This is a genomic window from uncultured Clostridium sp., assembly GCF_934754915.1.
Taxonomy (GTDB): domain Bacteria; phylum Bacillota; class Clostridia; order Clostridiales; family Clostridiaceae; genus Clostridium.
Genome location: NZ_CAKVKB010000273.1, coordinates 1 through 2,682, shown reverse-complemented (window position 1 = coordinate 2,682; position 2,682 = coordinate 1). Strand labels below are relative to the sequence as shown.

Sequence of the window (2,682 nt, the reverse complement as noted above, 5' to 3'; positions counted from 1 at the left end):
GTACATCTGTCGGAGGGTCTGTTATAGATGGATTTGGAATTATAGATGTTATTCTAAGCAGTAAAACGCCCGTATATACGATAAACCTTGCATATCAGTATAGTATGGGATTTCTTATTGGTCTTGCAGGACATAAGCGTTATGCTATGCCAAATGCAACTTTTCTTCTTCACGATGGACAGAATTTTGTGTGGGATAGTTCTGCAAAGTGCAAAGATCAGCTTAAATTCCAAGAAAAGCGTGAACAAAGGATTAAGGAATATGTTATTGAACACAGTAACCTCACTGAAAAGGAATATGACGAAAATTATCGTGTAGAATTTTACACTTATGCCGATGAAGCAAAGAAATATGGTTTTACTGATTATATTATTGGTGTAGATTGTTCCTTGGACGAGGTGCTTTGATATGGGAAGAAAAACAATTTCTATTACATATGACAATCCACCAGAAACATTAGAAGATAATCCTTTCTTTGGATTGACGCTTGATGATGAACAAAAGGCATTTAGAGATGCTATTTGGAACAAAGATAAACTTATAGTGTTTTGTAATGCAAGGGCAGGAACAGGTAAAACAACGATAGCTACTGCAACAGCAGACCTTCTTGTTAAATTTGGAAGATATGAGGGTATTGTATTCATTGCTGCTCCTACACAAGAACAAAAGCAGGGCTTCCTCAAGGGTTCTATTAAAGAGAAGAGTGAACCCTATTTTGAGCCTTTTTATCAAGCTTTGGAGAAGATAGGTGTAAATTTAAATACAGCTATGTATTCAGACATAATTAATGAAAAGAACGGTACGGCATATATAGAATGTATGACACACACGTTTTTGCGTGGCTGTAATTTTGAAAATAAAATCTTAATTATCGATGAGGCGCAGAATTACTACACTGACGAATTGAAAAAGGTACTTACAAGAATACACGATAATTGTAAGGTGATCGTTATAGGTCATTCAGGACAGATTGACTTATATAGTAATCCGCAAAACAGCGGTTTTGTGCGCTATCTTAATCATTTTGCAAAAAATGAAAGGTGTGCCGTGTGTCAACTCACGCACAATTATCGTGGTTGGATAAGTAATTATGCAGATGAATTAGAATAATAAGGAGATATAAATAAATGGCTTCAAAAATTAATAAGAAATATTCTTGTGACGTGAAGGGTTTAATTTCTGCTGATGACGGTATTATCACTATCGAAGTAGAAGATGTGGATGAACCTGTTGTACTCGCTGACTTTATTAAGGATTTTGTAGGCAAGCCTGATGTTAAGATTTCAGTTTCTTATGGTGAGGAACTGTAAAGGGAGGGCTTCATATAAATTTTTCTACATACGAAGAGGAACTTGAATATCTTGTAGACAAGGTAGATAATCCTCTGAATAATAAGACTTGGGTGGATATGGTTGATGATTTAGGCACTAATACACACCCAGATGTACTTAGAAAATCATTTACTGGTGGTCGCTATGGTGGATATGCTGTGTATAAGTATTTCATCAATAAGATTGCCGAGGGTTGTTCTACTGAGGAACAGGAACGTCTTGAAATTTTAAGAAACGAAGTATATAAGGAACGCTGCAAAAATGCAGATATTCTTAGAGAAAAAAGAAAAATTCTGCGTGATGAAGCAAGATTTGAAACGCTTACAGACGTTCTCAAAGAAGAAATCAAGAATTTAAGACCTATTAAGCTGAATGATTTTAAGTCAAGCACAAAATCAGAAAGAGTCTATGGTATTGCACAGTTTTCAGATTGGCATTATGGTAAGCTAATAGATAATCAGTGGAATTATTATGATTTAGATGTTGCTATTGAACGTGCAAATATCATTGCAGATAAGGTTATTGATAAAAGTAAGAAACACGGTGTTACAGACCTTATTGTTGAAATAAATGGTGATATGCTGGACGGAATTATAAATATGTCGTCGAGAAATGTTGAAGAAGCGGATATTATCACTCAGATAGTAGATGTTTCAGAACTTCTTGCACAGGGTATAAACAAGCTTATCCCCTATTATGAAAATGTTAAGGTAGTTACTACATTAGGTAATCATGGTCGGGTATGGAGTGACAAGCGTAATTGTGCGACAGCTGAAAATTTCGAGATGCTTATTCCTGAATTTCTTAGACTTAGACTCGATAAGCGTGTAACTCTTATTACATCTCACGGTCTTGATTTTGCATCTTATGAAATTAATGGCGATCTGATTTGTGTTGCACACGGTCAGAATGATAAACTTGCTACTGTAATTTCTGATTTTACAAATGTATATAAGAAACTTCCAAAGGAAATTCACCTTGGACATACACATTCTTATAAGGATATAAACGATTGTGATGTGTTTGTTACTGTTAATGGTAATCTTTGTAGAAGTGACGATTACGCTGTTTCATTGCGTAAAATAACAAAGCCAAGTCAGAACTTTATTATTTACGATGGTTCTGATCGGTGTATTTACAGTCTGATTGCAGACTAAATTGATTGATATTGAAAGGAATTAAAATATATGACAAAGGCTGAATTTATTACAAAGGTTAGAGAGAACTCGGAACTTTCTAAGGAAAAGATTGATGAAACACTTACAGTAATTCTGGATACTATTGTTGATTGTGTCGCTGCTGGCGAAAAAGTAAATTTCGTTGGTTTTGGTTCTTTTGAAAAGCACAAGAG

Annotated in this window: 5 protein-coding genes; all 5 read left to right on the top strand. The window is 34.8% G+C overall.

Annotated features, from left to right (window positions below):
* Positions 1–407 (top strand): ATP-dependent Clp protease proteolytic subunit (locus tag Q0F58_RS18715; RefSeq protein ID WP_294379464.1); only part of this gene is annotated, 407 nt, incomplete at its 5' end.
* Position 408: 1 nt separating this feature from the next.
* Positions 409–1,110 carry a PhoH family protein gene (locus Q0F58_RS18710; protein ID WP_294379462.1) on the top strand — a complete coding sequence of 234 codons (702 nt, stop codon included), beginning with the start codon at positions 409–411 and terminating at the stop codon, positions 1,108–1,110.
* Positions 1,111–1,127: 17 nt separating this feature from the next.
* On the top strand, positions 1,128–1,310 hold the full coding sequence (locus Q0F58_RS18705; RefSeq protein ID WP_294379459.1) for a hypothetical protein: 183 nt from the start codon (positions 1,128–1,130) through the stop codon (positions 1,308–1,310).
* A gap of 179 nt (positions 1,311–1,489) precedes the next feature.
* On the top strand, positions 1,490–2,488 hold the full coding sequence (locus tag Q0F58_RS18700) for a metallophosphoesterase (protein ID WP_294379457.1): 999 nt from the start codon (positions 1,490–1,492) through the stop codon (positions 2,486–2,488).
* Positions 2,489–2,518: 30 nt separating this feature from the next.
* Positions 2,519–2,682 (top strand): HU family DNA-binding protein (locus tag Q0F58_RS19730; protein ID WP_367118221.1); only part of this gene is annotated, 164 nt, incomplete at its 3' end.